Here is a 23179-nt window from a genome sequence, read left to right on the forward strand (position 1 = left end):
AGTAGATGCGGTGCGGTGGGGTGTGATCGCGTAAGACGGTGTTGCTGTACGGCACTGCTGTATGGCAGCGCGCGCAACCTTGGGGCGAGCATTGTGTCGGTGTGGTCGGCACCATGCCTTAGCGTCTCCTCATCTGCGTGGGTCCGTTGGGAGAAGCGATGAACATGAGTGATCTCCTGAAGCCTGACAAGTTGTGGTCGGCGGCGGAGGTGCTGACCCGGCCAAGCCCCGTCCCGGCCGTCCCCGGCGTCTACGGCTGGCACTTCGAGCGGTCCCCCGATCCCCAGTTGCCCTCCGGGCAACTGCTGTATGTCGGGATCGCCCCCCGTCGAATGGCGACCCGAGCCAGCAGACAAAACCTGCGTACCCGGGTCCGTTACCACTTCCGCGGTAACGCCGAGGGCTCCACCCTGCGCCTCACCTTGGGCTGCCTACTCGGCCTTGAACTCCGTCGGGTGGGCAGCGGCAAGCGTCTGACTTTCGGACAGGCCGGCGAGCAGGAACTGACGGCCTGGATGGCCGATAACGCTCGGGTCTGCTGGCTGCCACACCCCGAACCCTGGCTCGCCGAATCCGAATTGATCGTCCGACTGGATCTTCCACTCAATCTCGACCAGAATAGAAACCACGCCTTCCACCAGCACCTCAGCGCTCTGCGAGCCTCCGCGAGAACTCATGCCCGTGAACTTCCTGTCACCTGCTGAACAACTTTCCTAGCTGCGATCTGCCCTACCCTCGTAGATCTGGGTGGCCTCCAGCACCGGTTCTGGTCACTTGCGGACTGCGCCCACGTCTCGCACTACGACAAGAACAGTGTTCTCCAGAAGCTCGGCGATGCTCCGGAATAGCCGACAAAATGATCAGCGACTCGACTTATCAAACCGGTCGAGGCGCTGGTCGCTTGTGCCTCACACTGGCCTGCATGGACCCCTTCGCCGAGAGCGTCAATTACGCCCCTTTCAGCACCATCCCATGGCCGATCCCGAACGATGATCTTGCAGCCATGGACGATGCCGATGAGTGGTGGCTAGTCGCATGCATGGACTGGCCGCGCGATCGTTGGCTCGGATACATACTCGGATACCGGAAGGCGGCGGCGGTCCTCGTCGGTCATGTGACTGAGACGGGACACCATCAGGACACTCTGGTCTATCCGTTCCTGCTCTGCTGGCGCCACTATGTCGAACTCCAACTAAAAGTAGCAATCACCCTCTTGAGGCGCTGGCACGAAGAGCCGGCCGAGCTGGTCAGAACGCACAAGATCAATCTACTGTGGGGCACCGCAAAGAAGCTTCTTCTCCGCCAAGAACTCCCAGAAGAGGATCTTGAGGCGGTCAACAATACGGAGAAAATTCTCCTACAGCTTCACGGACTTGATCCCACCTCTGAGCACTCACGCTATCCCGTGAGAAATGACGGATCACACACCCTGGAATTTCTACCGCGCGTGCACATGAGGCGATTCCACGAGGCCATGGAGCGTGTTGCTCACTTCCTTGATGCTTGTGACAGCAAGCTAAGAGAGGACATCAATACCCGCGACGAGATCCGGGCAGATTACTCGCGGATGCATGGTGACGAGTGATGGCTTCGTCACCAAAGATTAAAAAGGTCCAACCGTCAACTATGCCGGGGTGTTTTGCCGTTCACAGCAGATGGCCAGGAGCGGCGCCAAAGCGCCGACCTTCCACTTTTCAGGCGGAGCGACCGTTCTCGCGGGGAGGTGGAGGCCATGGTCAGAGGGTGGTGGACGATGGCCGACATAAGCCCATGTGCGAAGACATCGCCGTCAGCGCTACTGTCGCTGCTTGGCATCCCCACTTCTCGTACGATCCCCATCATCTGCTATGAGATCACACGAGGTAAGTTGGTGGACTCTAGGGCAGACAGGATCTACGATCAGCAACTATGGCCACTGCGATATGCCCTCACTGCCGGGTTGCTGCGCACTTCACCCAACAGTATGTCTATGAGGTCCATCAAGACGAGTTTGACTTCCAAAACGTGATCATACATTCTTGCGCGCGTTGCGGTATGCCACTCGTTCAGGTGACCAAGGACAGCAGAACTATTGCGCGTTGGCCAGTCGCTTCGACAGGGCATCTCTTGTATCCGGATGTCCCAGAAGGCATTGCCGACCTCGCCCGGGAAGCCCATGCTTGCCTTGAAGCCGGCGCAACACGAGCGGCCGCTTTGATGGCACGGAGCACTGTTGAAGCCGTTGCCAAGGACAAGGGCATTACCAGCGGTAGCCTAATGCAGAAGATTGATCAGCTTCATAGAAGTGGTCACATATCCCAGCTGATCGCTGAAGCTGCTCACGAAATCCGGTTCGCTGGCAACGAGGCCGCTCACGGCCCCCTTGACATGGACCCCGTCAGCCGGGAGGACTCTGAAGCGATCAATCGCCTCATGGACAAGATCTTGGAGCGGGTCTATCACGAGCCTGCAGAGATCGAGTACATCCGAATGAAACGCACGCTTGGCCCGTCTGTGGGAGAGAGGCATCCCGACTACACCGCTGACGCTTTCGGCGCGCTGCCGGAAGCCGGATGGACCAGTCGTCCGCCCTTCTGAAGCGGGACCCTGAGGGTGCGGTGAGGAGCCGTAGTCACGCACCGACACACAGAGCCCCTCACATACCGCAATCAGCTATGGCTGGCCCTGTCCTGTGCGTCAGTGGCGTCAGACCTCAGGGCACCGATCCCGAGCACCGACAGCAGAGCGTAGTCGGAGGTTACCTCCACTGCTTTTGCGCCTTTCAGTACGATACCGGCCAAGGGATCGGCATAATCTCATCATGAACTGGAACCTTGCCCTCAGCTACCTCCAGACGCTCATATGGCCGATGCTGATCGTGGCCTTAGCTCTAGTCTTCCGGCATCCGCTGGCCAGGCTCGTAGGTCGCCTGCGAAAAGCTGGCGCTGCTGGTGTGGAGGTCGAATTTGAGCAGGCTGAGGAGGCCCTACGCCAAGCCGATACAGCTCTAGAGGTCACGAGTACACCTGACACTGAGCCACCGAACGAATCGCCACAACCCATCGAGGAAGCGAAAGAATCACGAGGTGGAGACGTTGATAGATGGCCTGATCCTCAACGCCCAACACCGCCGTCTCACGACGACAGACATGCCGAGGCAAACCGGCGCAAGGCTATAGAAAACGTTCTAGCAGAGGGAATAAGACTGGGTTGGGAATATGCAAAATATGGTGAATCGGCGCCACCAAAATTCGGGGTAGAGTGGACATCCTCTGGGACGCCAAGAATTATTGACAAGTCGGCAGAGGCTGGACAGAGAATCAAGGCCGCACAGGAGTACAAGGCGCGAATTGGGCGCGTACTAAGTCGTCAACTCAAAGAGTCCGAGACTCTACTTAAAGAGGGGAACTCTTGGTTCGGTCCGCATGATTATGTCTATCAGAGCGACTCTGGAGAAATCTGGATTGCAATAGAATATGACCTTGATAGCAATGTCGATCTGATACATCGTCTACACGAAACCTTTTCGAGCCAGCAGCGTTACCTCGCAAAGAAAGATACCAGGCTTCTCGGGATCATCTTCATTCATCACCGAAAAGCTCCAGCGCGGATACTCAACATCATTAAGATGCTCTGGACAGCCGACCATTCTCACGAAGTACAGTTAGTTCGCTGGACAGATTCGAGCGATGACTACGGTATTATAGAGGCCGTGTATTCCCTAGACGATAGTTACATCCCCTTCTAACGGCAGGGGGTGAGTCTCTAGATCAATTGCCTACATTGCGCGTTTACTGCCGCAATGCTTTTCGCTCGCTTACCCCTCCGCGGAGGGCTGCTCTCACACGGGTTTTGCTGCTGAGCTGGCTAGCATTTTGCGGGTGCCGCCGCGAAAGTACTGGTGGACCGCCCGCCAAACTATAAACGAGCCGAGTGGACGCATGCTCGAGTCGCGATGATTAATGCCAGAAGTGGCGCGAATCTCGCCCCAAGAAAGGATAGTACCAAACAGTGGGCGGCAACGAATCTATGCCGAATAGCACCGAAGATGGATGGCAAGCTCTCGCTCATGCCCTATTCAATCTCGCCGGATCCATTCATAATAGCCTAGAGATCAACCATGCGTATTGCACAGATGGATCTCCGGCTTGGGTGGAAATAGAAAGCGAAAACTTTTCCGATAGTTGGGGGGTACGTCCAACCCGTGCAGCGAACATGACAGCCACAATGTTTATTGGGTCAGCAGTCGATCACCTTGCCGGGCTTGCAACACTCCTCAAGTCCCCTCACGCCATACATGCTCTTTTTACTGTAGCGAGAGCATGCTTGGAGAGTGCGAGTCTTGCATGGTTTCGACTTGATCTCGATATAGATGCACGGGAACGAGTTAGGCGATACATGAACGATCGGCTGGCCGCCTTATATGAGGTACGAAAGTTCACGGAGGACCAATCGATCAAAGCCGAGAAAGATGCAATAGTAGATCAGATCATCGATTGCGCGCTACACAAGCAATTCACGATCAACATGGTGGGTGGTAATCGATTTCTAACTCCCCCAAGGCCAAGTAAGACCCAGAGGGCGCGAGATGTACTGGCCGACGCAATGCTTCCAAACAATAGAGCCTACCAATTCCTTAGCGCTATTGCCCATAGCGAATATCATGGCCTCGCATGGGCATTTGATGAGGAGGTTCTAGAAGAGCATACAGAAGGGGGCCACTCTGGGCATCCTGTACTTACTGATGAAAAAGCGGCAAAACTGCTACTACCTGCGCCACTTTCTTTCGTAGCGATGGGGTCAAGAATGTATAACCATTATGGATGGAATGACAACGAATTTAGGCAAGCTGTCGATGTCTTCATTTCCATCTGGGGGGCTAGTGCCGATCGAACATGATCATGTGGCGGCCGTATCTCAACCTGGTCATTGTGTGACCTGGACCGTCTCGCTACCCCTTTGGCTGGCGGTCATCTCCTCGTCGGGCAGGTGTAGCCATGCTGGGCCGGACGCCTGGGGTCAAGTCGTCGTTCGCGTGTACATGCGTCCCGGTGACCTTCCATGCCTGCTGGTTGGCCTGCCCGCACTCGACGGCTTGACCCCAGGTGGCAGGTCTGGCATCCCTCAGGGTGGCCGGCGAGGAGATGACCGCCCGGCCACCCGCACCAGTTCATCTCTGAGGAGGGCCGGGGGTGCAGGGGGCAGAGCCCCTTGCGGTTCTTCGTCTGCTCCTCGGCAAACGAGTCCGTGTCGTCCTGGCCCTGCTGCTGGCTGTGATGGTCTTCGCTCGTCTGAGACGTCTGCTCGCGGTGATAAGGGAGCGCGCGGGCGGCGCCGGCCGGGACCGGCCGAAGAGCCGCAGCCCGGCCGGCTGGCCGACCGGTGCGCGACGCGGGCCGCCGTAGGCGGGCCGCTTTAAAAGCGAACAGATAAGTTACGTTCGATCTTGGAGCGAAGGGCTGTCAGGCCGTCTGAGCTGCCGTTTCGGCGCTGGTCCAGACTCGTTCGAAGCTGCTGAGGTAGGTCGTCGCAGCGTTGCCGTTCTCAGTGCCGGTCAGGTAGATGACGGGTGCTTCGGAGGCTCGGGTGCCGTAGGCGTGGAGGTTGACCAGCAGGCTGCCGTCGGCGCGGTAGATGGAGTTGTACAGCACCGTGCGGTGCAGGCGGATCTCGATGCCCTCAACGTCTCGGAGGGGTCGATAGAGGGTCAGAGTGTTGCGGACGCGGGCGGCCATGACCTCGCCCCCGATGCCCTCCTCGACGCCCCGGGCGGCAACCTCCGGACTGTCGGGGTCGCCCAGGAGGATGCGGACCCGTACCCCTGCCCGTGCTCGCTGGGCGAGGATGCGTAGGAGGCCGGCGTCTTCGGCGAGGAACAGGCCGCTGTAGACGAGGATGCCGATCTCTTCGGCCGCGGTCTCGAAGAAGGTGCGCCAGACGTCGGCGGGTACGGCCCAGCGGTGCGGATAGATCGCTTTGATCTCGTCGGGGACGCGTCGGCCGCGGGTGGCGTCGGGCCATAAGTCGCTTTCCTCGGTTCCGAGGAGGTCGGCGACTGCGAGGCGGTGGCGGGGGTGGGGGATGCGGCCGCTGATCCAGCGGGCGACGGTCTTGGGGTCGACCGCCAGGCGGGCGGCGATGTCGACGGGTTGCAGTCGCGCCCGGATGAGGGCGTGCCGGAGGTTTTCGTTCATAGCAGGGACGCACCTTCCGCAGCAGGAGGGCCGGTGCCTGCGACGCTAACATAAGACGTCCCTAGACGTCCCTAACTTGCGGTGCCCGAGTCCCTGTCCGGCGACGAAGCTCATCGGCATGCGACCCCGCCTGATCCCGGGGTCCGCCCTCCACCATCCGATGGGAGCTACAACAGTCATGGGCACCGTGAAAGAAAGCCAGCACGCCTACCAGGTAGAGCTGCTCACCGCGCTCCGCAACGAGCTGATCAACCGGGAGATCATCGCGGTCCTGATCACCGACAGCAAGAACCGGCCGTGCCTGGACGTCACCGACAGCGCCTTCCGCGCCCGCCGCGTCTACGCCCACCTGGCGTTCCAGTGGTACTACTGGGGCGCCGAGCACGACGAGCGCGTCTCGTGCCTGAAGCTGTTCCCCGCCGCCGACCGGATCGCCGAGGCCGCGCGGGCCGGCTGGCGCGACGGCGAGCAGGAAGAGCTCGGCCTGGACCTCAGCCAGATCCGCCAGGCCTACCGCTCCTGAACCCGGCCTTCGATGTCCGCTGTTGAGAGCAGGTGGCTGACCGGCGGGCGGGTCTACCACCAGCTCGCCGATCGGCTCCGCGCGCAGATCACCGCGGGAACCTACCCGCCGGGCAGCACCCTGCCCTCAGAAACAGCCCTCGCCGACCGGTTCCGCATCGCCCGCTCCACGGCCCGGCGCGGCCTGGCGGTCCTGGAAGACGAGGGCCTCATCGTCACCCTGCCCGGCAAGGGCCGCGTCGTCAGATGCGACGACCCGGACCGGCAGGCGGCCTACCGCTACCAGGCGATCGCCCGCGGCCTGCGTGAGCAGATCCGCACCGGAGCGCTACCCGCCGGGGCCTCGCTACCCAGCGAGCACGCGCTGTGCCGCCGGCACCGGGCCTCGCGCAACACCGTCCGCCACGCCCTGGCCGAACTGGAACACGAAGGACTGATCACCACCGCGCACGGCAAGGGCCGGTTCGTCCGGCTTGCCCAGGATTGAGACGTCTGAGGACGTCCTGGCGCTGATCCTGGAAGCCTCCCCGGGACCGGCGTCTATCGTGAGCCGTATGGGACATGCTGAATGGGCACGCGACCTGGCCGAAAACCTCCTGCGCAAACCGCTGCCGCGCCGCTGGGAGCACACCCAAGGAGTGGCCGCGCGTGCCGAGTCCCTGGCACCGATCCTCGGCGAGGAAGCCGACCTGCTGACCGCCGCGGCTTGGCTGCACGACATCGGCTACGCACCCGATCTCGTCGACACCGGCTTTCATCCACTCGACGGCGCCCGGTACCTGCGCGATGTCCACCAGGCCGACGCCCGGCTTTGTCGCCTGGTCGCGCATCACTCCTGCGCGGTCTACGAGGCGACCGAACGCGGGCTCCTCGACGCCCTCAACGCCGAGTTCGGCCTTGAACGCCCCGAGCTGGTGACGGCGTTGACCTATGCCGACATGACCACTAGCCCGGACGGCCTCCCCTTGGATGTCTCCGACCGGCTGACGGAGATCCACTCCCGCTACGGCCCCGAGCATCTTGTCAGCCGGTCGATCAGCAACGCGACCCCGTGCATCACCTCGGCCGTGCGCGCGGTTCAGGAGGCTCTATCCGATGTACGGCGCCGCCCGGCCGTCGAGGAAGTGGCCGATCCGCAGGCGCATTGACCGGTCCATCGACAGCGCGCCGACCTCTTCACGGGGCACCCAGCGCACCTCTCGGGACTCATCGCTCGGCGTCGGCTCGCCGGCGATCGGCCGGCCGTGCAGCACGATGGAGAACTCCTGGCGGGCCTCGCCGTTGGAGGTGTAGAGGATGACATGCTTAGGGTCGGTGTAGGTGCCGACCAAGCCGGTGATCTCGCAGCGGATGCCAGTTTCCTCCAGCGTCTCGCGGATCGCGGCCTCAGGCAGGGACTCGCCCAGGTCGATCGCGCCGCCGGGCACGGCCCAGTTGCCATTGTCGGATCGGCGGATCATGAGGATCTCACCGGCGTCGTTGATGACCACGACGTTGACCGACGGCACCAGGCTGTTGGGCTTGGGCGCGTCTGGGTCGTCGTAGAAGTCGATGCGGCGGGCCATGGTCAGGACTCTAGCGGGGTGGCGTCGGCCCAGATGGCATCGAAGCTGCCGGTGTAGGTGGAGACCATGTCTCCACCGGTGACCTTGCGTAGATGGAAGACGGGGGCGTTGGCGGCGGGCTGGCCGTAAACGTGGGTGTTGACGAGCAGCTGGTCGTCTCCGCGGTAGATCGAGTTGTACAGCACCGTGCGGTGCAGCCGGATCTCCACGCCTTCGACCTGCCGCAGCGGCCGGTAGAGCACCATCACATTGCGGATCTTGGCGGCCATGCCGTCGTCGATGCCTTCGTCGGCGCCGCGCTGGGCGACCTCGGCGCACTCGGGATCGCCGAGCAGGATGCGGACCCGGGTGCCGGCGCTCGCTTTGTCGGCGAACAGGCGCACGATGCCGGTGTCCTCGGCCAGGAACAGGCCGCTGTAGACCAGCACGCCGATCTCCTGCTTGGCCGCGGTGAACAGACGTCCCCAGGCGTCCCGGGGGACGGCCCAGCGGTGCGGGTAGACGGTGACGATCTCACTTTCGGACACGGCCGCGGCCTGCTCGGGCGTCAGCGCGGCCGGCCACAGATACGCCTCGTCCATACGCAGGAACGATGCCACCGCGTAACGGTGTTTGCGGTACGGGGTGCGGTCTTTGGTGATCCACCGCTCCACGGTTTTCGGATCGACCGCAATCGACTCGGCGAGGTCGGCCACCGTCGCCCCGCGCTCTAACAGGGCCGCGCGCAGTCGCTCGTTCGGCATTTCACCTGCCACCAGGGGACGTCCAGGGACGGGGCAATCGTATGCCGGACGTCTTGAACATGTCCCGTCCTGTAGTGATCCCGTCCTGTCCTTTGGCCGGATTCTCGTGTCACACCGCACGACACCGACTCGGCGAAGGGAGCAACGATCATGATCGACCTGATGGCCTCGCTGGACGAGGGACCGGTCTGCGCCTGCGGCGCGGCCGTGGAGGAAGGGCAGACACTCTGCCGCAAGTGCCACGCCTCGGCGCGCTGGCTGCGCCGTACGGCTCAGCGTCGTCGCAAGGCGAGCAGGCGGCGTGGTGAGGTCCGGCGTCCGGCCGGCTACCCGCGCGGCACCGTGGAGGCGGGGGTGATCTGGACGTGAGCGCGCTTCCCCTCATCGTCGCCCTGGTACTCGCAGCCGCCACGGCTGTCGGCTACGCGCTCGTCCTGATCGGGATGCGCCAGGAGGACCGGTGCATGAGCCTGGGCAAGGTCCCGCCGAGCCGTACGGCGGGCCTGGCACGGCGGGTGACCGGCTGCCACGTCCGCGGATGACTCCAGAAGCGGTCTACTGGCGGTCGGTCAGCGCCGACTCGACCCGGGCGAGCCGCTCCGACAGATCTTGCAGAGTGGCGCGGATCTCGGTCAGCTCGTCCGACGAAGCCTCCAGCGGGGCCGGCGCGGCGCCCTCCCGGACGAAGACGCCCTTGCCCTGCTGGCCGATGACCAGGCCCTCGTTGCGCAGGACGCCGACGGCGAGTTTCACCACGCTCAACGACGCCTCGTAGCGCTCGGCGAGGCGGGTGGTGGACGGCAGTGGGGCGCCGGGGGCGAGTGCGCCGGTGCGGATCTGCTCGCGTAGATCGTCGGCGATCTGTAGATAGCCGGGCCGCCCGGTGTTCTTGACCATCCCGCAGTCTCTCTTCTCGCCGTCCGCTTGTCCCTAGTTCAGCACAGACGCGCGACCAAGCCAACCATGAGAACGTTGACAACCAAGCCAACTAGGTTAACTATGTTAACTACGACAGATAGGAGGTCACTCACTATGCGCAACATTCCGATCCCCGTCGACACCACCAAGCTGCAGTTCGTCTGCGTCGCCGCACCCCGCCCCCGCCTGGTCAACAAGGACACCGGCGAGATCAAGACCGACAAGAGCGGCAACCCCGTCTACGAGGTCGCCCTGTCGGCCATCGACGAAGGCGGCCGGATCGAACTGCTCCGCGTCAACGTCTCGGGCGAACCGCCCGTCACCCTCGGCATGCCCGTCCACCCCGTGGACCTGGTCGGCTTCGTGTGGGAGCAGACCCGCAACGGCGAGGTCCGCTGGGGCATCAGCTACCGCGCCGCCTCGATCCTCCCGGCGGAGGTGAACGCTCTTGCGCGATGACCTGCCACTGACGCTCCTCGACGCCGCTGTGATCCTGACCGCCGTGGTGGCCGGACTGTGGGCCTGGCGGCGCTGGCACTACCGCTCCTTCTGGCTGGTGGCCGGCTACCCGCTCATGGCACTCACGGTCCGGACCACCTGGCGCAAGGTCGCCCTCGGCTGCGGCCTGACCAAGAAACGCCAGCGCTGGTGGTTCACCCTCACCCCCGGCGCGGTCGCCTCCACCGGCCTGGTCAAGGTCCGCCGCCGCTTCCAGCGCATCGCCGTCGACACCAAGCCCTGGATGTGGCTGCCCCGGCCGACCCGGCACGGCTGGCGCGTCACCCTCCACCTATTAGAAGGGCAGATCCCCGACGACTACAGCCAAGCCGCCGAACGGCTCGCGCACTCCTGGCGGGTCCACGCCGTCCGAGTCTCCTCACCCCGGCCGGGCCGGGTCGTGCTGTCCGCGACCATGCACGACCCGCTCGTACGCATCGACCGGCTCCCGCCGTCCGATGCGCTGCTGAAGGTGGTGGTCGGGCGGCTGGAAACCGGCAAACCCTGGGAGATCGACTTCCGCACCGTGCCGCACTGGCTGAACGCCGGGGCAACCCAGTCGGGAAAGTCGAACCTCGCCAACGCGCTCATCGTCGGACTGGCTCCGCAACCTGTCGCCCTGGTCGGCTTCGACCTCAAGGGCGGCGTGGAGTTCACTCCCTACGCACCCCGGCTCTCAGCGCTGGCCACCACCCGCGCCGAATGCGCCGCGCTGCTCGATGACCTGGTGGCGCTGATGACTGACCGGATGGGCCTGTGCCGTACGGCCGGCGCCCGCAACATCTGGCAGCTCCCGCCCGGTGTGCGGCCGACGCCAGTCGTGGTCCTGATCGATGAGCTGGCAGAGCTGTACTTGATGGCCGACAAGAGCGAGAAAGACGAGATCGCCCGCACCTCCACGGCCCTGCTGCGCGTCGCCCAGCTCGGGCGGGCCTTCGGGATCTACCTGTTCTGCTGCGGCCAGCGCATCGGCTCCGACCTCGGGCCCGGCGTCACCGCGCTACGGGCGCAGTGCTCGGGCCGGATCTGCCACCGGGTCAACGATCCCGAAACCGCCACCATGACCCTCGGTGACCTCGACCCGGCTGCCCTCGTCTCCGCCCGCGCGATCCCCGCCGAGACACCCGGCGTCGCCATCGTCGCCGGCCAGGACGGCCAGTGGTACCGCGCCCGCTCCTTCCTCGTCACCGAGCAGGCGGCCGAGCACGCCGCCCGGATGTACGCCGACCTCACCCCGGCCTGGGCCGACATCACTTCTCACGTCCACGACACCGACACCAGTGACCTGGACCTGACCGAGCTGCTCGACGCCTGAACCGGCGAATCGACCTGATCAGAAAGGGGGGACACGATGCGACGCCTTGCCCGCCGGTTGCTCGACTCCGGCCCGGTCGTCGTCCTGGCCGCCATCGCGGGTGCCGGATCGTTCACCCACATCCACGACACCGCCACCGAACACGGCCAAGACGGCTGGATGGCCTGGGCTGTGGCCGTCTGCGTCGACCTGACCTGCGTCATGGCCGCCCGCGAGCGACAGCGCGACGCCGCAACGGGCCGTCAGCGGTCGGGGCCGGTCTCCTGGCCGGCGCTGGTATTGGCCGGTGGGGTCGCACTGTCCCTGGCGGCCAACCTGCACCAGGCCGAAGCATCGGTGTGGGGCTGGCTGGTCGCCGCCACGCCCGCTGGGGCGTTCCTCATTGCGGTCTCGATGCTGGAACGCCGCGCCGCCGCCTCCCGGCCTGCACCGGCCCCGGCGACCGTCACCGCCTCGGCCGCGTCCATTCCCGCACCGCCGATGCCGGAGCTCGTTCCGGCCGACGCAGAGGGTTCCGGGTCCGCGGCCGGGCTGCCCCCGGCCCTGGTCACCTTCGCCCGGCGCGTCGCCGACGAGCACCACGCCAAGCACGGCACACCCATCACCGCCGAGACGCTACGCGCCCGGCTGGGCGTATCCGACCAACTCGCCACCGACCTGCTCCGCACCCTGCACGCCGTTCCCGAAACCGCCTGACAGCAGAAAGGAGAACCACCCATGGCAACCACCAACGATCACCGCGCCGACCTGGCCCGTGGACTCGTCAGCCTCGCCGTGTTCACGCTGACCCACCGGGACGTCCCCGTCCCCTCCCACGTCACCGTCACCCACTACGCCAAGGGAAGCGACGAGGAGATCCGCGCCGAGATCAACCGCATCGCCGCCCTGCTCGGCACCGAAACCAGCCCCGGCGACGCAGAGCACGGCCACTACACGACCGCCGTCAGCTTCGGCCCGGTCACCTACCAGGCAATCGGCATCCTCGCCGCCGCTCGCACCCGCTACCAGGCGCAGACCTCCTACGAGGACTGCATCAACCTCGACCCTCCGGCCCCTTGAACCAAAAGGAGACACCCGCCGTGCCCGTCCCCGACGACCCCGGCGATCAGATGCCGTTCGTCGCGCCGACCCCTCAACGATGGCGCTGCTGCTCCTGCGGTGGAGGTGGCGTCACCGGTGACGGTGAGACCTGCTCCTCCTGCGACGGCCTCGGTTTTTGTTGAGCGTCGTCGGCGCCCCCGGCCTGGCCGCACATCCGCCAAGACGCCCGCCAGGTCGGGGGCCATCCCCTTCGCACCCCAACGAGTGAAAGGAGGTCTCCATCTTGCCCGTATCCACGCTCAACCCGCACGCGATCCGCGGCATGATCACCCGCCTGCATGACCCGGACTACTCCCGCTGGGCCGCCCAGATCCGCGCCACGAACGGCTGCCGCCAGCCGATCCACCTGCGCGGCCGGGTCGACCACATCGACCGGGCCACCGGCGAACTGCTGCACCGCTACACCACCCGCACCGAACCCGGCGGCGTCCTTCGCGTCCCGTGCAAGACCCGCCGGGCCTCCCGCTGCCCGGCCTGCGCCGAGACCTACCGGGCCGACACCTACCAGCTCATCCGCGCCGGCCTCGTCGGCGGCAAGGGCGTCCCGGCTTCGGTGACCGCGCATCCGTGCCTGTTCGTCACCCTCACCGCCCCCTCCTTCGGCGCCGTCCACACCCGGAGAGAGAAGGACGGCAAGGTCCTGCCCTGCCACGCCCGGCGCAACGCTCCGACATGCCCGCATGGGCGGGCCATGTCCTGCACCGCCCGGCACGGCACCGAAGAGACCCGCCTCGGTGAACCCCTGTGCGCCGACTGCTACGACTACGCGGGCTCGGTGCTGTTCAACGCCCTGGCCCCGCAGCTGTGGCGCTACTTCACCGACGCCCTGCGCCGCCGCGTCGCCAAAGCCGCCGGCCTGACCCTGCGCGAGCTCCGCGCGCAGGCCACGATTGCCTTCGCCAAGGTCGCCGAGTACCAGCGGCGCGGCGTCGTCCATTTCCACGCCGTCATCCGCCTCGACGGCCCCGACGGACCCGCCTCCCCGCCTCCGGCCTGGGCGAGCGCCGACGTGTTGGCCGATGCCGTACGGCACGCCGCCTCCGCGGTGTCCGTCACCACCCCGGCCACGGCCGATGAACCCGCCTGCGTCCTGCGCTGGGGCACTCAACTCGATGTCCACCCGATCACTCTGGACGGCGACCTCACCGACCAGGCGGTGGCCGGATACATCGCCAAGTACGCCACCAAGGCCGCCGAATGCGTCGGCACCCTCGACCGGCGCATCAACCCCCTCGACGACCTATCGGCCCTCCCGCTCCGGGAGCACGCCCGGCGGCTCATCGCCGAATGCTTCCGCCTGGGCGCCCTCGACGAGCTGACCGACCTCCGCCTCGTCCAGTGGGCGCACATGCTCGGCTTCCGCGGCCACTTCTCCACCCGCTCCCGCGGCTACTCCACCACCCTCGGCGACATCCGCGCCGACCGCACCACCTACGCCCGCAACGAAGAGATCACCACCGGCCGGCTCCCCCTCTTCGACGAGGACACCGTCCTTGTCATCGCCGAATGGGAGTACGCCGGAAAAGGCCACTCCCTCGGAGACGCCCTCCTCGCCGCCGCCCTGACCGGCACCGCCTTACCCACCTCGGTGACGAGGGATGGGGGTGAGGGCCGATGAGGAGTGACGAGATGCTCACCGTTCCCGAGGTGATGGCCAAGCTCAAGGTCAGCCGGTGGACGGTGTATCAGCTCATCCGCTCCGGCGAACTCGGCTCCGTCCTCGTCGGCGAACGCTGCCGCCGCATCCCCGAATCCGCGCTCAACGACTACGTGACCCGACTCTGCGAGGAGGCCGCCTGATGGGCAAGCGTGCGAACGGTGAGGGCTCGGTCTTCCCCTACAAGGACGGCTGGGCCGGCTATGTCTGGGTCACCACGCCCGAAGGCAAGAGGACCCGCAAATGGGTGTACGGCAAGACCCGCGAGGAGACCCACGAGAAGTGGCTCAAGCTCCACGAGCTGACGACCAAGGGACCGGTACCGACCAAGCACCCCACGCTCGCCGCCTATCTGACACAGTGGCTCGCGGAGGTGGTAGAGCCCAATCGGGAGCCGACGACTTACGTCGCCTATGAACCGCTGGTCCGGCTCTACATCATTCCCGGACTCGGTAAGAAGCGGCTCGACCGGCTCACCGTACGAGATGTGCAGACCTGGCTCAACACCCTGCCGACCCTCTGCACCTGCTGTGACCAGAAGAAGGACCACCGCCGGCCGGAGGCCAAACGGCGGTGCTGCTCCAAGGGAGAGTGCTGCAAGAGCTATCCGTCCCGGAGCACGATCGCGGCTATCCGCCGTACCCTCCGGGCCGCGCTCAACCAGGCGATCAAAGAGGAGGTTCTCTCCAAGAACGTTGCGGCCCTGACCACGCTGCCCAGCGCAAGCAAGACGAAGAAGAAGCGGCAGTATCCCGTCTGGAGCGTCGACGAGGCTCGGCGCTTTCTCGAACATCTGCGGGCCGTCGATGATCCGCTTTATGCGGCTTACGTGCTCATCCTCAGTCTCGGTCTGCGTCGCGGCGAGGTGCTCGGGCTGACATGGGACTGCGTCGACCTGGACAGCGAGGAACTCCACGTCTCCCACCAGCTCACGCGGGTGAGCGGGCAGCTCCTACACCGTGACAGGACCAAGACGGACGACTCGACGGCGTCCCTTCCACTGCTCGGGCTCTGCGTGACCGCGCTTAACTATCGGCGAGCCGCTCAGCACCGAGCAAAGGAAGCCGCCAGCGACAGGTGGCAGAGCTCCGATCTCGTTTTCACCACGAAGAACGGCACGCCCATCGAACCACGCAACCTCAACCGCGCCTTCGAGGCTCACTGCCGTAAGGCTGGCGTCCCCCAGATCCGCGTCCACGACACCCGGCATACCTGCGCCTCGCTCCTGGCGGCCCTGGATGTCCACCCCCGAGTAGCGATGCGCATTCTCAGACACTCCCAGATCTCCGTGACCATGAACGTCTACACGCAGATCTCAAGCCTTGAAACTCGGAAGGCGCTTGACCGGTTGGCGCAGAGCCTCAATCCTCCGCAAGGCGTATAGCGAGATGTCCTAGGCCTACACCGCGACTACGGGGCATCACATACCGAGCCTGAAGGAACGTCCCATCCCTTGAGATGGGACGTTTTCTTATTGTCAAACATTTTCCATGCGAAGAGCTGGTTTTTGTCCGATCATGATGGCTCGATCGTCACAAGCAAGGAGAAGTCCGTGTGGGAAGTCGTCATGGGCGCTGCGAGCGCCTTGACCGGAGTAGCACTCACCCAGTTCATGCAGGGGCGCCGCGAAGCACAGGGGCGCTTCTACGATCACAGGAGGGAAGCTCACATGGAGTTCATCAAGGTCTTCGACGGCTACTGGACTGCGGCAACACGCCACACCCCTTACGACGAAGGCCCCTCACCGGCCGACCTGGACGCGGAAGGCTTCGATGCCCTGACTGACCGACTTCTTTCTGTGCAAGTCTTCGCGTCCAAGCCATCCCATGAGGCAGCGGACAAGGCTGTGAAAAAGCTCTATGACTTCTTCAGCTCAGACGGGAAAGGTGATCAAGAGCCACTCAAGTCTGCCTTCGACGACTACCTGAGGTTGGTGCGCAAGGAGTTGGGCGTGAAGTGAGGCTGACAGCTATGCGCTCATCGCAGATACCTAACGAGACGACTTCCGTCCTTCCGCGTCCTGTCGAGGCGCTCCATCTCTCAACCGTCCAAGGTCCGGCCGATGCAGCACTTCACCATCCGGGCCAGTCGAGGTGTCTGACGGCGTTGCTGTATTGGGCTGCTGTATGAAGATCAAAGAGGCCCCTTCCAACCTGCGGAGGGGGCCTCTGAGCTGCGAGCCGACGAGGGGAATCGAACCCCTGACCTTCTGTTTACAAGACAGATGCTCTGCCGATTGAGCTACGTCGGCATGGTCGCCTCCTGAGTTTAGTCGGCTCCCGGCCTGGACGTCACCAACCTGACGGTCCGGACGCCGTCGACCTGACGGCGCGGACGTCGCCGGGCCGGCCACCCGGACGTCATCGGCCCGCGACCTGGGAACCTGGAGATCGCCGCTCCGGAGGAACACCGAAGCGACGAGGGAGATGAGCACATCACCGGGTTCCCGGGTGCGGCTCCGAGCGCGGGGGCGCGGCCTGCTCCGATTTGGCCAGGAACGGTGAGCGGCCGAGGATGAAGATCCCGGTCACCATCGCGATCAGGCCGATGACCTCTCCCGCCAGCGCCCCGGACGTGACCCGCACCTGCTCGGAGAAGATCACGATGCCCAGCACGATCCCGACGATCGGCTCGGTGGCGGTGGCGGCGGGCAGCGAGATCCGGAGCGGCGCGGCGTCGAAGGCGCTCTGGCCGAGCAGCAGGCCGACCAGGGCGACGCCGACCAGGACGTACGGCTGCCAGCTCGCGGCGAACACGTCCGCGCCCTCCCGCAGCCTGAGCAGAGAACCGCGGGTCAGCACGTCCTGCACGCCGTACAGCATTCCGGCGGCGCCCGCCAGCAGGGACGCCTCCACCTGTAGGGGGCGGCGGAGCCCGACGGCGACGAGGACGGCGGCGACCGCGACCACGAGGAGCAGCGCGAGCCAGCGCGCGGAGTCCGGGCCGGGTGAGCTGCCTCCCTGCGGCTGCCCGAAGACCAGGAAGAGCGCCACCCCTCCGCTGACCAGCGCCGCGCCCAGCCATTCCATCCGGCTCAGGTGCTCCTGGTAGACCACGTGGGCGGCGGCCAGGGCGAACAGGAGGCTCGTCGCCAGGAGCGGTCCCACCTTGGTCAGGTCGGCCTGGTACAGCGCCACCGCGGTGACGACCTGGCCGGCGAACATCAGGCCGATCCCGGTCAGCCAGAGGCGGGAGCGGATGAGGTGCATCAGCAGACGCGGATGGAGGATCTCCCCCAGCGGCTCACGGTACGCGGCGTGCTGCTGGGCGACGAACCCGAGGCCGAGCAGGCACGCCGAGACGAGAGCGATCAAGAAGATCAACTTCTGTCCTCCGGGGCTCGGCCCGCCGCCGGCCGGGCGGGCGCCGCGAGAGAGCGTCTCCTCTCCCGGACCCCGCGGGTCCGCCGGAGGCGGCGCTCCCACCTCTCTGGGAGATCTCCCGCCCGGCGGGCCGTACGGCTTCCGCGGGCTGCCGCCGTCGGACGGGTTTCCCGCCCCCTACCTACCCGGGACGCCGAATCCCTACCTGACCGGGGAAGACTCCTTCAGGGAGCCGCCGACCGGCCGCGCCGTGCCGTACCCGGCCGGTCGGCCGTGCGGCACCACCCCGCGTACGGCCGGCCGCGCCGCACCCGGTCGGCCGTACGGCATGGCCGCGCGTCCGGCGCCCGGACACGGTCGCACGCCGGATCCGGATGCCCGCCTCCGTACCCGGAGGCACGAAGGCGCGGAGGCGGAGGGCCGGCGCGTCAGCGCTTGCGGTGGCGGGAGACCTCGTAGAGGGCGATGCCTGCGGCGACGCCCGCGTTGAGGGACTCGGCCGCGGCGTTCATCGGGATGCGGACCACCAGGTCGCACGCCTCGCGGACCAGGCGGGACAGGCCCTTGCCCTCCGAGCCGACGACCACGACCAGCGGGCCGTCGAGGAGGTTGGCGTCGGCGAGCTCGACGGTGCCCTCACCGTCCAGGCCGACGACGAAGAGCCCGGCCTCGCGGTACTCGCGCAGCGCGGCGGTCAGGTTGGCCGCCCGGGCGACCTTCAGGGTGGCCAGCGTGCCCGCGGAGGTCTTCCAGGCTCCGCCCGTCACCCCGGCCGAGCGGCGGGAGGGGACGAGAAGGCCGTGGGCGCCGAACGCGGTGGCCGAGCGGGCGATGGCGCCGAGGTTGCGCGGGTCGGTGACGCCGTCGAGCGCCACGATCAGCGGCACCTCGGCGGCGTTCTGGGCGATGGCGACCAGGTCGTCGGGGTGTGCGTAGTCGTAGGGCGGGATCTGCAGGGCCAGGCCCTGGTGGATCCCGCCCTCGGTGAGGCGGTCGAGCTTCTCCCTGCCGACCTCGAGCATCGCGATGCCGCGGTCGGCGGCGATCCGCATCGACTCCTTGACCCGGTCGTCGTTGTCGATGCGCGTGGCGACGTAGAGGGTGCTGGCGGGCACTCCGGCCCGCAGCGCCTCCACGACGGGGTTGCGCCCGCCGATGTACTCGGGGGCGTCGTCGCCGCGCTTGGCACGGGCCGGGGTGCGCGAGGAGGACCTGCCGGTCCGATCCTCGCGCTCGATCCGCTCCGTGCGCGCCTTGTCCTTGAACCAGTGCCGCATGTGCGCCGGCGGGGTCGCCCCCTTGCCCTCGAGGCCACGGCGGACGTTGCCGCCCGTGCCCTTGGTCGGACTCTTCTTCTTCGCGGGCCGCCCGGACCCTCTACCCCCACCAGCCATGCTGTATAGGGTACGGCCTGCTTTTACCGGGACAGTTCCCAGCGGGGGCCCTGGGGGGTGTCCTCCACGGTGATACCGGCCTGGGAGAGCTGGTCGCGAATGCCGTCGGCCGCCGAGAAGTCCTTGCGGGCACGGGCCGCCTGGCGCTGTTCCAGGGCCACACCGACCAGCGCGTCGACGACGGCGCGCAGCCCGGTGTCGCCTCCGGAGGAGCGCCACTGCTCGGAGCGCGGGTCGAGACCGAAGACGTCGAGCATGTTCTGCGTCTCGGCGAGAAGCCTGGCGACCTGCTCCTTGTTGCCCTGGGCCAGCGCCACGTTGCCCTCGCGGACCACCTCGTGGACGACCGCGAGCGCCTGGGAGGTGTTCAGGTCGTCGTTGAGGGCGTCCACGAACGACTCGGGCAGCGGCGCGTGCGCGTCGACGTCGTGGATGACCTCGGCGGCACGGGTGACGAAGCCCTCGATGCGCTGGTAGGCCGCGGCGGCCTCGAACAGCGCCTCCTCGGAGTACTCGATCGCGGAGCGGTAGTGCGGGGCGGCGAGGTAGTAGCGCAGCTCGACCGGGCGGATCTTCTTGGTCACCTCGGGCACCAGCAGGGAGTTGCCGAGCGACTTGCTCATCTTCTCCGCGCCGATCTTGAGCATGCCGTTGTGCATCCAGTAGCGGGCGAAGCCGTCCCCGGCCGCCTGCGACTGCGTCAGCTCGTTCTCGTGGTGCGGGAAGACCAGGTCGACGCCGCCACCGTGGATGTCGAAGGTCGGCCCGAGGTACTTGGTGGCCATGGCCGAGCACTCCAGGTGCCAGCCGGGGCGGCCGCGGCCCCACGGGGCCGGCCAGCTCGGCTCGCCGGGCTTCTCGCCCTTCCACAGCGCGAAGTCGCGGGGGTCGCGCTTGGCGGTGTCGGTGTCGGTGTCCGCCGCAGCGCGGAGGTTCTCGAGTTTCTGGTTGGACAGCGAGCCGTACCGGTCGGCGTAGGAGACCACGTCGAAGTAGACGTCGCCGCCGGAGGCGTAGGCGTGGCCGCGCTCGATCAGCCGCTCCATGAGCTCGACCATCTCGGGCACGTGGCCGGTGGCCCGCGGCTCGACGGTCGGCGGCAGGCAGCCGAGGATCTGGTAGGCCCAGGTGAAGGCGCGCTGGTTGCGCTCGGCGACGACGAACCACGGCACGCCCTCGGCCGCCGCGACTCGGATGATCTTGTCGTCGATGTCGGTGACGTTCCGGCAGAAGGTGACGTCGTAGCCCGACCGGGTCATCCAGCGGCGGAGCACGTCGAAGTTGACTCCGGAGCGGATGTGCCCGATGTGGGGAGGAGCCTGCACGGTGGCGCCACACAGGTAGATCGACGCCCGGCCGGGTTCGACCGGAACGAATTCGCGGACCGTACGTACGCTGGTGTCGTATAGGTGCAGGGTGCTCACGAAGGAAAGGCTAACGCCTCACCTCACCTCACAGGCCGGGTTACGCGACGTTGACGTCGCTCAGGCGAGTCTTTTGCGACCATTGACGGCCAATGGCATCAATGCCCATTTACGCGTGCTTCGTGATGAGCGCCCCGCCGATGACACGACCGCACCCAGCCTCCCCTGCTTCCCTGCCGGTCCCGGCCTCCCTGCCTGCCTGTCTCCCGGCGCCTGCCTGTCTCCCGGCCGGCCTGCCTGCCTCCTGGTCTCCCTGCCTGCCTGCCGGCCGTGCCACTCTGCCTGCCGGTCGGCATGGTCGCCGCCGGGCCGACCGGGGTACGGCGGGCCCGCCGTACCGGACGTCCGCGCCGGTCGATCACACGGTTCGCCGGACCGATCATTCCGTGCCCGATTCTGTAGGCTCGAAGGGCCATGGACGTGAAACCCCCCGCGGCGGCGGACCCTGTCTCCCGCCCGTCTGCGCCCCTGCCCGCACCCGCCCGGCCGAGCAGGGCGGCGGCCGCGTTACGACGCGTCGGAATCGCCCTCGCCGGCCTCTGCGTGGCCGCCCTCACCGCCGCCGCGTGCGTGCTCTCCTTCAAGGATCTGCGCGCCCTCGCCGTGACCGGCGAGGCGGATCCCGGGCTGGCCTACCTCTATCCCGCGGCCTTCGACGCGCTGCTCGTCATCGCGATGACCACCGTGCTGCTGCTGCGGAAAGGCCGCTGGCCGGCCCGCCTGCAGGCGGGCCTGGTTCTGGCGCTGCTGCTCGTCGCCGCGGCCGCCGCCGAGGTGACCACGGCCGTGCGGGCCTCGCTGGACGTACGGCAGGCGGCCGTCGGGGTGGCCGTCTCGCCGTGGGTGATGGTGCTGCTGGCACTGTGGCTCTGGTTCCTGCTGATCAAGCACGGCGCCGGCCGGCGGGCCGCTGCCTCCGGCCCGGGTACGGCGGGCCGGGACGGCCACGGCGGGGACGCGGGAGGCGCCGGGGCCGCCGGGAACGTGGCCGGGCGGCGGGACCGCGGTGACATCGTGCCGTTCCCGGACGCCGCCTCGAACTCCGGCGCGGGCGGGTCCTCCGCGATCGCAGGCAGGCCTTCCGCGGACACCGATTCCGGTTCCGCCTCGCGCGGCTCCTCCCCCGTCGCGGGCACGCCCTCCCCGGACTCCGCCCCGGACTCCGCCCCGGACTCCGGCGCGGATGCTCCCTCCGCCGTCGCGAGGACGTCTTCACCGGGCGCCGTCCCATACGCCGCCCCGACCGGCAACGCGACCGGCACAACCGACACGAAGGACGGCGCGGCCGACGGCGATCGTCCGCGGCCCGCCCGCCCCGTGGAGCGGGCCCCGCACACACCTCCGGGGGAACCGGTCCACCACGCTCCGGTGGAGACCCCGCTGGATCCGCAGGCCGCCCCGCCGCTGGGATCGGCGCCGCACCACGACCTTCCGCCCGCGGTTCCGCTGGTCGGCCCCACCCCGGCTCCGGTGACCCCCGAGGTGGACGAGCTGCCGCCCATCGACGACCCGGACCCGGACCCCGCCCCGGACGGGGACGCGGACCCGGACCCCGCCCCGGCGCCGCCCACGGCCCCCGAAGCGCCCACCGGCTCCGAGCCCTCCGGTTCCGAGGGCCGCACCGGCTCCGGTTCCGCGGCCCCGCCGGCCGCCGGGCCGCCCGCCGCCGGGGGATCCTCCACGTCCCTCGGACGGTCTACCGGCCGGGAGCCTTCCGCCGCCCCCGGACGGCTCCCTGCCCCGGAAGCCTCCGCACGTCCCGAGCCGCCCGCCGGTCGGGAGCCCTCCCCCGCCGAACCACCCGCCGCCGGGGAGTCCTCCGAGGCTCCCCCGGCCCCCGAGCCGGCCGCAACCCCCGCACCCGGCAGGCCGGTGCGCTGGGGGGATCTGCTCCGGCCCTCGAAGGGGGACGTGCTGGTCCATCCGCTCCGCCCCGCCGTACCGGAGGCCGTGGCCGAAGAGCAGGAGCCCGCCGAGCGGGGGGCCGACACCCAGCCGATGCTCGCGATCTCCGACGCGGACGAGGACAAGAACGGGGACGGTAACGGAGACGGGAGCGGGGACGAGGGGCGGGACCCGGCGGGGAGGTCCGGCACGCCGGGTCCCGTTCCGGATCCCGATCCGGCACACGGCGCCGAGACCGCCGACCCCGGTGAGGAGCCCGCGGACGGCGGCACGGCCGCGGCCTCGCCGCCCTCGGGGCGCATGCGGAGCACTCCCACCCCGCCGGACGAGTGAGGTCCTGACCGGCCGTCCCCGCGCCGCCGGACGATGGAAGCCGCACCATAGGGGCCGCACCGCGGGAGCCGTACCACTCGATGGGATCCGGAGCCGCCGCGTGTGGGCGTACCGACGCGGGTGGGCGCCCGTACCGGCGCGTGGCGGGAGCCGGGGACGCCGGGGCATGCGGTGGGGGCCGGAGCACGGGGTGGAGAGAACGGGGCGGCCGTAGGGCCCGGATGTCACCGCATGAGAAGAGGGCGGTGGCCGTCCCGTCTCTTGACTTGCCCCCTGAACCGTCCGAGAGCATATCGATCATGCTGTTT

Annotated in this window: 26 protein-coding genes and 1 tRNA gene; 19 read left to right on the forward strand and 8 right to left on the reverse strand. The window is 67.1% G+C overall.

Annotated elements, in window-relative coordinates:
• The first annotated feature begins 164 nt into the window (after positions 1-164).
• The 5 genes from AB0D67_RS19425 (at position 165) to AB0D67_RS19445 (ending at position 4878) form a co-directional block, all read left to right on the forward strand.
• Positions 165-704 carry a GIY-YIG nuclease family protein gene (locus AB0D67_RS19425; protein ID WP_362937036.1) on the forward strand — a complete coding sequence of 180 codons (540 nt, stop codon included), beginning with the start codon at positions 165-167 and terminating at the stop codon, positions 702-704.
• A 218-nt stretch (positions 705-922) separates the two neighbouring features.
• Entirely contained in the window at positions 923-1585 is a 663-nt protein-coding gene (locus tag AB0D67_RS19430; protein ID WP_362937039.1) for a hypothetical protein, read from the forward strand.
• Positions 1586-2049: 464 nt separating this feature from the next.
• Positions 2050-2577, forward strand: coding sequence for a DUF4145 domain-containing protein (locus tag AB0D67_RS19435; protein ID WP_362937042.1), 528 nt, complete (start codon positions 2050-2052; stop codon positions 2575-2577).
• Positions 2578-2800: 223 nt separating this feature from the next.
• Positions 2801-3727, forward strand: coding sequence for a hypothetical protein (locus tag AB0D67_RS19440; protein WP_362937045.1), 927 nt, complete (start codon positions 2801-2803; stop codon positions 3725-3727).
• Positions 3728-4377: 650 nt separating this feature from the next.
• Positions 4378-4878: a hypothetical protein gene (locus AB0D67_RS19445; protein WP_362937048.1), complete on the forward strand. Its 501-nt coding sequence runs from the start codon at positions 4378-4380 to the stop codon at positions 4876-4878.
• Positions 4879-5441: 563 nt separating this feature from the next.
• Here AB0D67_RS19445 and AB0D67_RS19450 read toward each other — a convergent pair.
• Positions 5442-6173: an XRE family transcriptional regulator gene (locus AB0D67_RS19450; RefSeq protein WP_362937051.1), complete on the reverse strand. Its 732-nt coding sequence runs from the start codon at positions 6171-6173 to the stop codon at positions 5442-5444.
• Positions 6174-6351: 178 nt separating this feature from the next.
• On the opposite strand from AB0D67_RS19450, the gene AB0D67_RS19455 reads away from it, so the two are divergent.
• The 3 genes from AB0D67_RS19455 to AB0D67_RS19465 all read left to right on the forward strand — a co-directional run bounded on the left by AB0D67_RS19455 (position 6352) and on the right by AB0D67_RS19465 (position 7843).
• Positions 6352-6696, forward strand: coding sequence for a hypothetical protein (locus tag AB0D67_RS19455; RefSeq protein ID WP_362937054.1), 345 nt, complete (start codon positions 6352-6354; stop codon positions 6694-6696).
• 12 nt (positions 6697-6708) lie between these two features.
• A complete protein-coding gene (locus tag AB0D67_RS19460; RefSeq protein WP_362937057.1) occupies positions 6709-7182 on the forward strand; it encodes a winged helix-turn-helix domain-containing protein in 474 nt (157 codons plus the stop codon).
• A gap of 67 nt (positions 7183-7249) precedes the next feature.
• Positions 7250-7843: an HD domain-containing protein gene (locus tag AB0D67_RS19465; RefSeq protein ID WP_362937060.1), complete on the forward strand. Its 594-nt coding sequence runs from the start codon at positions 7250-7252 to the stop codon at positions 7841-7843.
• On the opposite strand, the gene AB0D67_RS19470 is transcribed toward AB0D67_RS19465, so the two are convergent.
• Both AB0D67_RS19470 and AB0D67_RS19475 read right to left on the reverse strand, forming a co-directional pair.
• Positions 7784-8260: an NUDIX domain-containing protein gene (locus tag AB0D67_RS19470; protein ID WP_362937063.1), complete on the reverse strand. Its 477-nt coding sequence runs from the start codon at positions 8258-8260 to the stop codon at positions 7784-7786. The genes AB0D67_RS19465 and AB0D67_RS19470 overlap by 60 nt on opposite strands.
• A gap of 2 nt (positions 8261-8262) precedes the next feature.
• Positions 8263-9003 (reverse strand): helix-turn-helix transcriptional regulator, encoded by a 741-nt coding sequence (locus AB0D67_RS19475; protein ID WP_362937066.1) that lies wholly within the window; start codon positions 9001-9003, stop codon positions 8263-8265.
• A gap of 150 nt (positions 9004-9153) precedes the next feature.
• Between AB0D67_RS19475 and AB0D67_RS19480 the strand changes: the two genes are divergently transcribed.
• Positions 9154-9372 (forward strand): hypothetical protein, encoded by a 219-nt coding sequence (locus AB0D67_RS19480; RefSeq protein ID WP_362937069.1) that lies wholly within the window; start codon positions 9154-9156, stop codon positions 9370-9372.
• Complete coding sequence (locus AB0D67_RS19485) at positions 9369-9545, forward strand: hypothetical protein (protein ID WP_362937072.1); 177 nt, start codon at positions 9369-9371, stop codon at positions 9543-9545. The genes AB0D67_RS19480 and AB0D67_RS19485 overlap by 4 nt, the downstream gene beginning before the upstream one ends.
• Positions 9546-9558: 13 nt before the next feature.
• Here the strand turns inward: AB0D67_RS19485 and AB0D67_RS19490 are convergent, their stop codons facing one another.
• The gene (locus AB0D67_RS19490; protein ID WP_362937075.1) at positions 9559-9900 is read right to left on the reverse strand and encodes a winged helix-turn-helix domain-containing protein; all 342 of its coding nucleotides are present in this window, start codon (positions 9898-9900) and stop codon (positions 9559-9561) included.
• Between the two features lie 135 nt (positions 9901-10035).
• Between AB0D67_RS19490 and AB0D67_RS19495 the strand changes: the two genes are divergently transcribed.
• The 8 genes from AB0D67_RS19495 (at position 10036) to AB0D67_RS19530 (ending at position 16452) form a co-directional block, all read left to right on the forward strand.
• Entirely contained in the window at positions 10036-10380 is a 345-nt protein-coding gene (locus AB0D67_RS19495; protein ID WP_362937078.1) for a hypothetical protein, read from the forward strand.
• Positions 10370-11734 carry an FtsK/SpoIIIE domain-containing protein gene (locus AB0D67_RS19500; protein ID WP_362937081.1) on the forward strand — a complete coding sequence of 455 codons (1365 nt, stop codon included), beginning with the start codon at positions 10370-10372 and terminating at the stop codon, positions 11732-11734. The genes AB0D67_RS19495 and AB0D67_RS19500 overlap by 11 nt, the downstream gene beginning before the upstream one ends.
• Positions 11735-11770: 36 nt before the next feature.
• Entirely contained in the window at positions 11771-12430 is a 660-nt protein-coding gene (locus AB0D67_RS19505; RefSeq protein WP_362937084.1) for a DUF2637 domain-containing protein, read from the forward strand.
• A 21-nt stretch (positions 12431-12451) separates the two neighbouring features.
• Positions 12452-12793 carry a hypothetical protein gene (locus AB0D67_RS19510; RefSeq protein ID WP_362937087.1) on the forward strand — a complete coding sequence of 114 codons (342 nt, stop codon included), beginning with the start codon at positions 12452-12454 and terminating at the stop codon, positions 12791-12793.
• Between the two features lie 265 nt (positions 12794-13058).
• A complete protein-coding gene (locus AB0D67_RS19515) occupies positions 13059-14453 on the forward strand; it encodes a replication initiator (protein ID WP_362937090.1) in 1395 nt (464 codons plus the stop codon).
• Positions 14450-14635, forward strand: coding sequence for a helix-turn-helix domain-containing protein (locus AB0D67_RS19520; protein ID WP_362937093.1), 186 nt, complete (start codon positions 14450-14452; stop codon positions 14633-14635). The genes AB0D67_RS19515 and AB0D67_RS19520 overlap by 4 nt, the downstream gene beginning before the upstream one ends.
• Entirely contained in the window at positions 14635-15876 is a 1242-nt protein-coding gene (locus tag AB0D67_RS19525; protein ID WP_362937096.1) for a site-specific integrase, read from the forward strand. Before AB0D67_RS19520 ends, AB0D67_RS19525 begins: the two co-directional genes overlap by 1 nt.
• A gap of 168 nt (positions 15877-16044) precedes the next feature.
• The gene (locus AB0D67_RS19530; RefSeq protein ID WP_362937099.1) at positions 16045-16452 is read left to right on the forward strand and encodes a hypothetical protein; all 408 of its coding nucleotides are present in this window, start codon (positions 16045-16047) and stop codon (positions 16450-16452) included.
• A gap of 218 nt (positions 16453-16670) precedes the next feature.
• On the opposite strand, the gene AB0D67_RS19535 is transcribed toward AB0D67_RS19530, so the two are convergent.
• From AB0D67_RS19535 to cysS, 4 genes are all read right to left on the reverse strand, one after another.
• Positions 16671-16743, reverse strand: a tRNA-Thr gene (locus AB0D67_RS19535).
• 184 nt (positions 16744-16927) lie between these two features.
• Complete coding sequence (locus AB0D67_RS19540; RefSeq protein WP_362937102.1) at positions 16928-17815, reverse strand: DMT family transporter; 888 nt, start codon at positions 17813-17815, stop codon at positions 16928-16930.
• Between the two features lie 428 nt (positions 17816-18243).
• A complete protein-coding gene (rlmB, locus tag AB0D67_RS19545; protein WP_362937105.1) occupies positions 18244-19209 on the reverse strand; it encodes a 23S rRNA (guanosine(2251)-2'-O)-methyltransferase RlmB in 966 nt (321 codons plus the stop codon).
• 23 nt (positions 19210-19232) lie between these two features.
• Positions 19233-20633 (reverse strand): cysteine--tRNA ligase, encoded by a 1401-nt coding sequence (cysS, locus tag AB0D67_RS19550; RefSeq protein WP_362937109.1) that lies wholly within the window; start codon positions 20631-20633, stop codon positions 19233-19235.
• A gap of 414 nt (positions 20634-21047) precedes the next feature.
• Between cysS and AB0D67_RS19555 the strand changes: the two genes are divergently transcribed.
• Entirely contained in the window at positions 21048-22871 is a 1824-nt protein-coding gene (locus AB0D67_RS19555; RefSeq protein ID WP_362937112.1) for a DUF2637 domain-containing protein, read from the forward strand.
• The last annotated feature ends 308 nt before the right edge of the window (positions 22872-23179 follow it).

It is taken from the genome of Streptosporangium sp. NPDC048047 (assembly GCF_040653115.1).
GTDB lineage: Bacteria > Actinomycetota > Actinomycetes > Streptosporangiales > Streptosporangiaceae > Streptosporangium.

Bases quoted from the DNA above. Each gene is read 5' to 3' on its own strand.
- rlmB (WP_362937105.1), bottom strand. From the start codon at position 19,209: ATGGCTGGTGGGGGTAGAGGGTCCGGGCGGCCCGCGAAGAAGAAGAGT.
- AB0D67_RS19440 (WP_362937045.1), top strand. From the start codon at position 2,801: ATGAACTGGAACCTTGCCCTCAGCTACCTCCAGACGCTCATATGGCCG.
- AB0D67_RS19445 (WP_362937048.1), top strand. From the start codon at position 4,378: ATGAACGATCGGCTGGCCGCCTTATATGAGGTACGAAAGTTCACGGAG.
- AB0D67_RS19505 (WP_362937084.1), top strand. From the start codon at position 11,771: ATGCGACGCCTTGCCCGCCGGTTGCTCGACTCCGGCCCGGTCGTCGTC.
- AB0D67_RS19460 (WP_362937057.1), top strand. From the start codon at position 6,709: ATGTCCGCTGTTGAGAGCAGGTGGCTGACCGGCGGGCGGGTCTACCAC.
- AB0D67_RS19425 (WP_362937036.1), top strand. From the start codon at position 165: ATGAGTGATCTCCTGAAGCCTGACAAGTTGTGGTCGGCGGCGGAGGTG.
- AB0D67_RS19490 (WP_362937075.1), bottom strand. From the start codon at position 9,900: ATGGTCAAGAACACCGGGCGGCCCGGCTATCTACAGATCGCCGACGAT.
- AB0D67_RS19520 (WP_362937093.1), top strand. From the start codon at position 14,450: ATGAGGAGTGACGAGATGCTCACCGTTCCCGAGGTGATGGCCAAGCTC.
- AB0D67_RS19470 (WP_362937063.1), bottom strand. From the start codon at position 8,260: ATGGCCCGCCGCATCGACTTCTACGACGACCCAGACGCGCCCAAGCCC.
- AB0D67_RS19450 (WP_362937051.1), bottom strand. From the start codon at position 6,173: ATGAACGAAAACCTCCGGCACGCCCTCATCCGGGCGCGACTGCAACCC.
- AB0D67_RS19475 (WP_362937066.1), bottom strand. From the start codon at position 9,003: ATGCCGAACGAGCGACTGCGCGCGGCCCTGTTAGAGCGCGGGGCGACG.
- AB0D67_RS19430 (WP_362937039.1), top strand. From the start codon at position 923: ATGGACCCCTTCGCCGAGAGCGTCAATTACGCCCCTTTCAGCACCATC.
- AB0D67_RS19555 (WP_362937112.1), top strand. From the start codon at position 21,048: ATGGACGTGAAACCCCCCGCGGCGGCGGACCCTGTCTCCCGCCCGTCT.
- AB0D67_RS19525 (WP_362937096.1), top strand. From the start codon at position 14,635: ATGGGCAAGCGTGCGAACGGTGAGGGCTCGGTCTTCCCCTACAAGGAC.
- AB0D67_RS19495 (WP_362937078.1), top strand. From the start codon at position 10,036: ATGCGCAACATTCCGATCCCCGTCGACACCACCAAGCTGCAGTTCGTC.
- AB0D67_RS19510 (WP_362937087.1), top strand. From the start codon at position 12,452: ATGGCAACCACCAACGATCACCGCGCCGACCTGGCCCGTGGACTCGTC.
- AB0D67_RS19455 (WP_362937054.1), top strand. From the start codon at position 6,352: ATGGGCACCGTGAAAGAAAGCCAGCACGCCTACCAGGTAGAGCTGCTC.
- AB0D67_RS19480 (WP_362937069.1), top strand. From the start codon at position 9,154: ATGATCGACCTGATGGCCTCGCTGGACGAGGGACCGGTCTGCGCCTGC.
- AB0D67_RS19465 (WP_362937060.1), top strand. From the start codon at position 7,250: ATGGGACATGCTGAATGGGCACGCGACCTGGCCGAAAACCTCCTGCGC.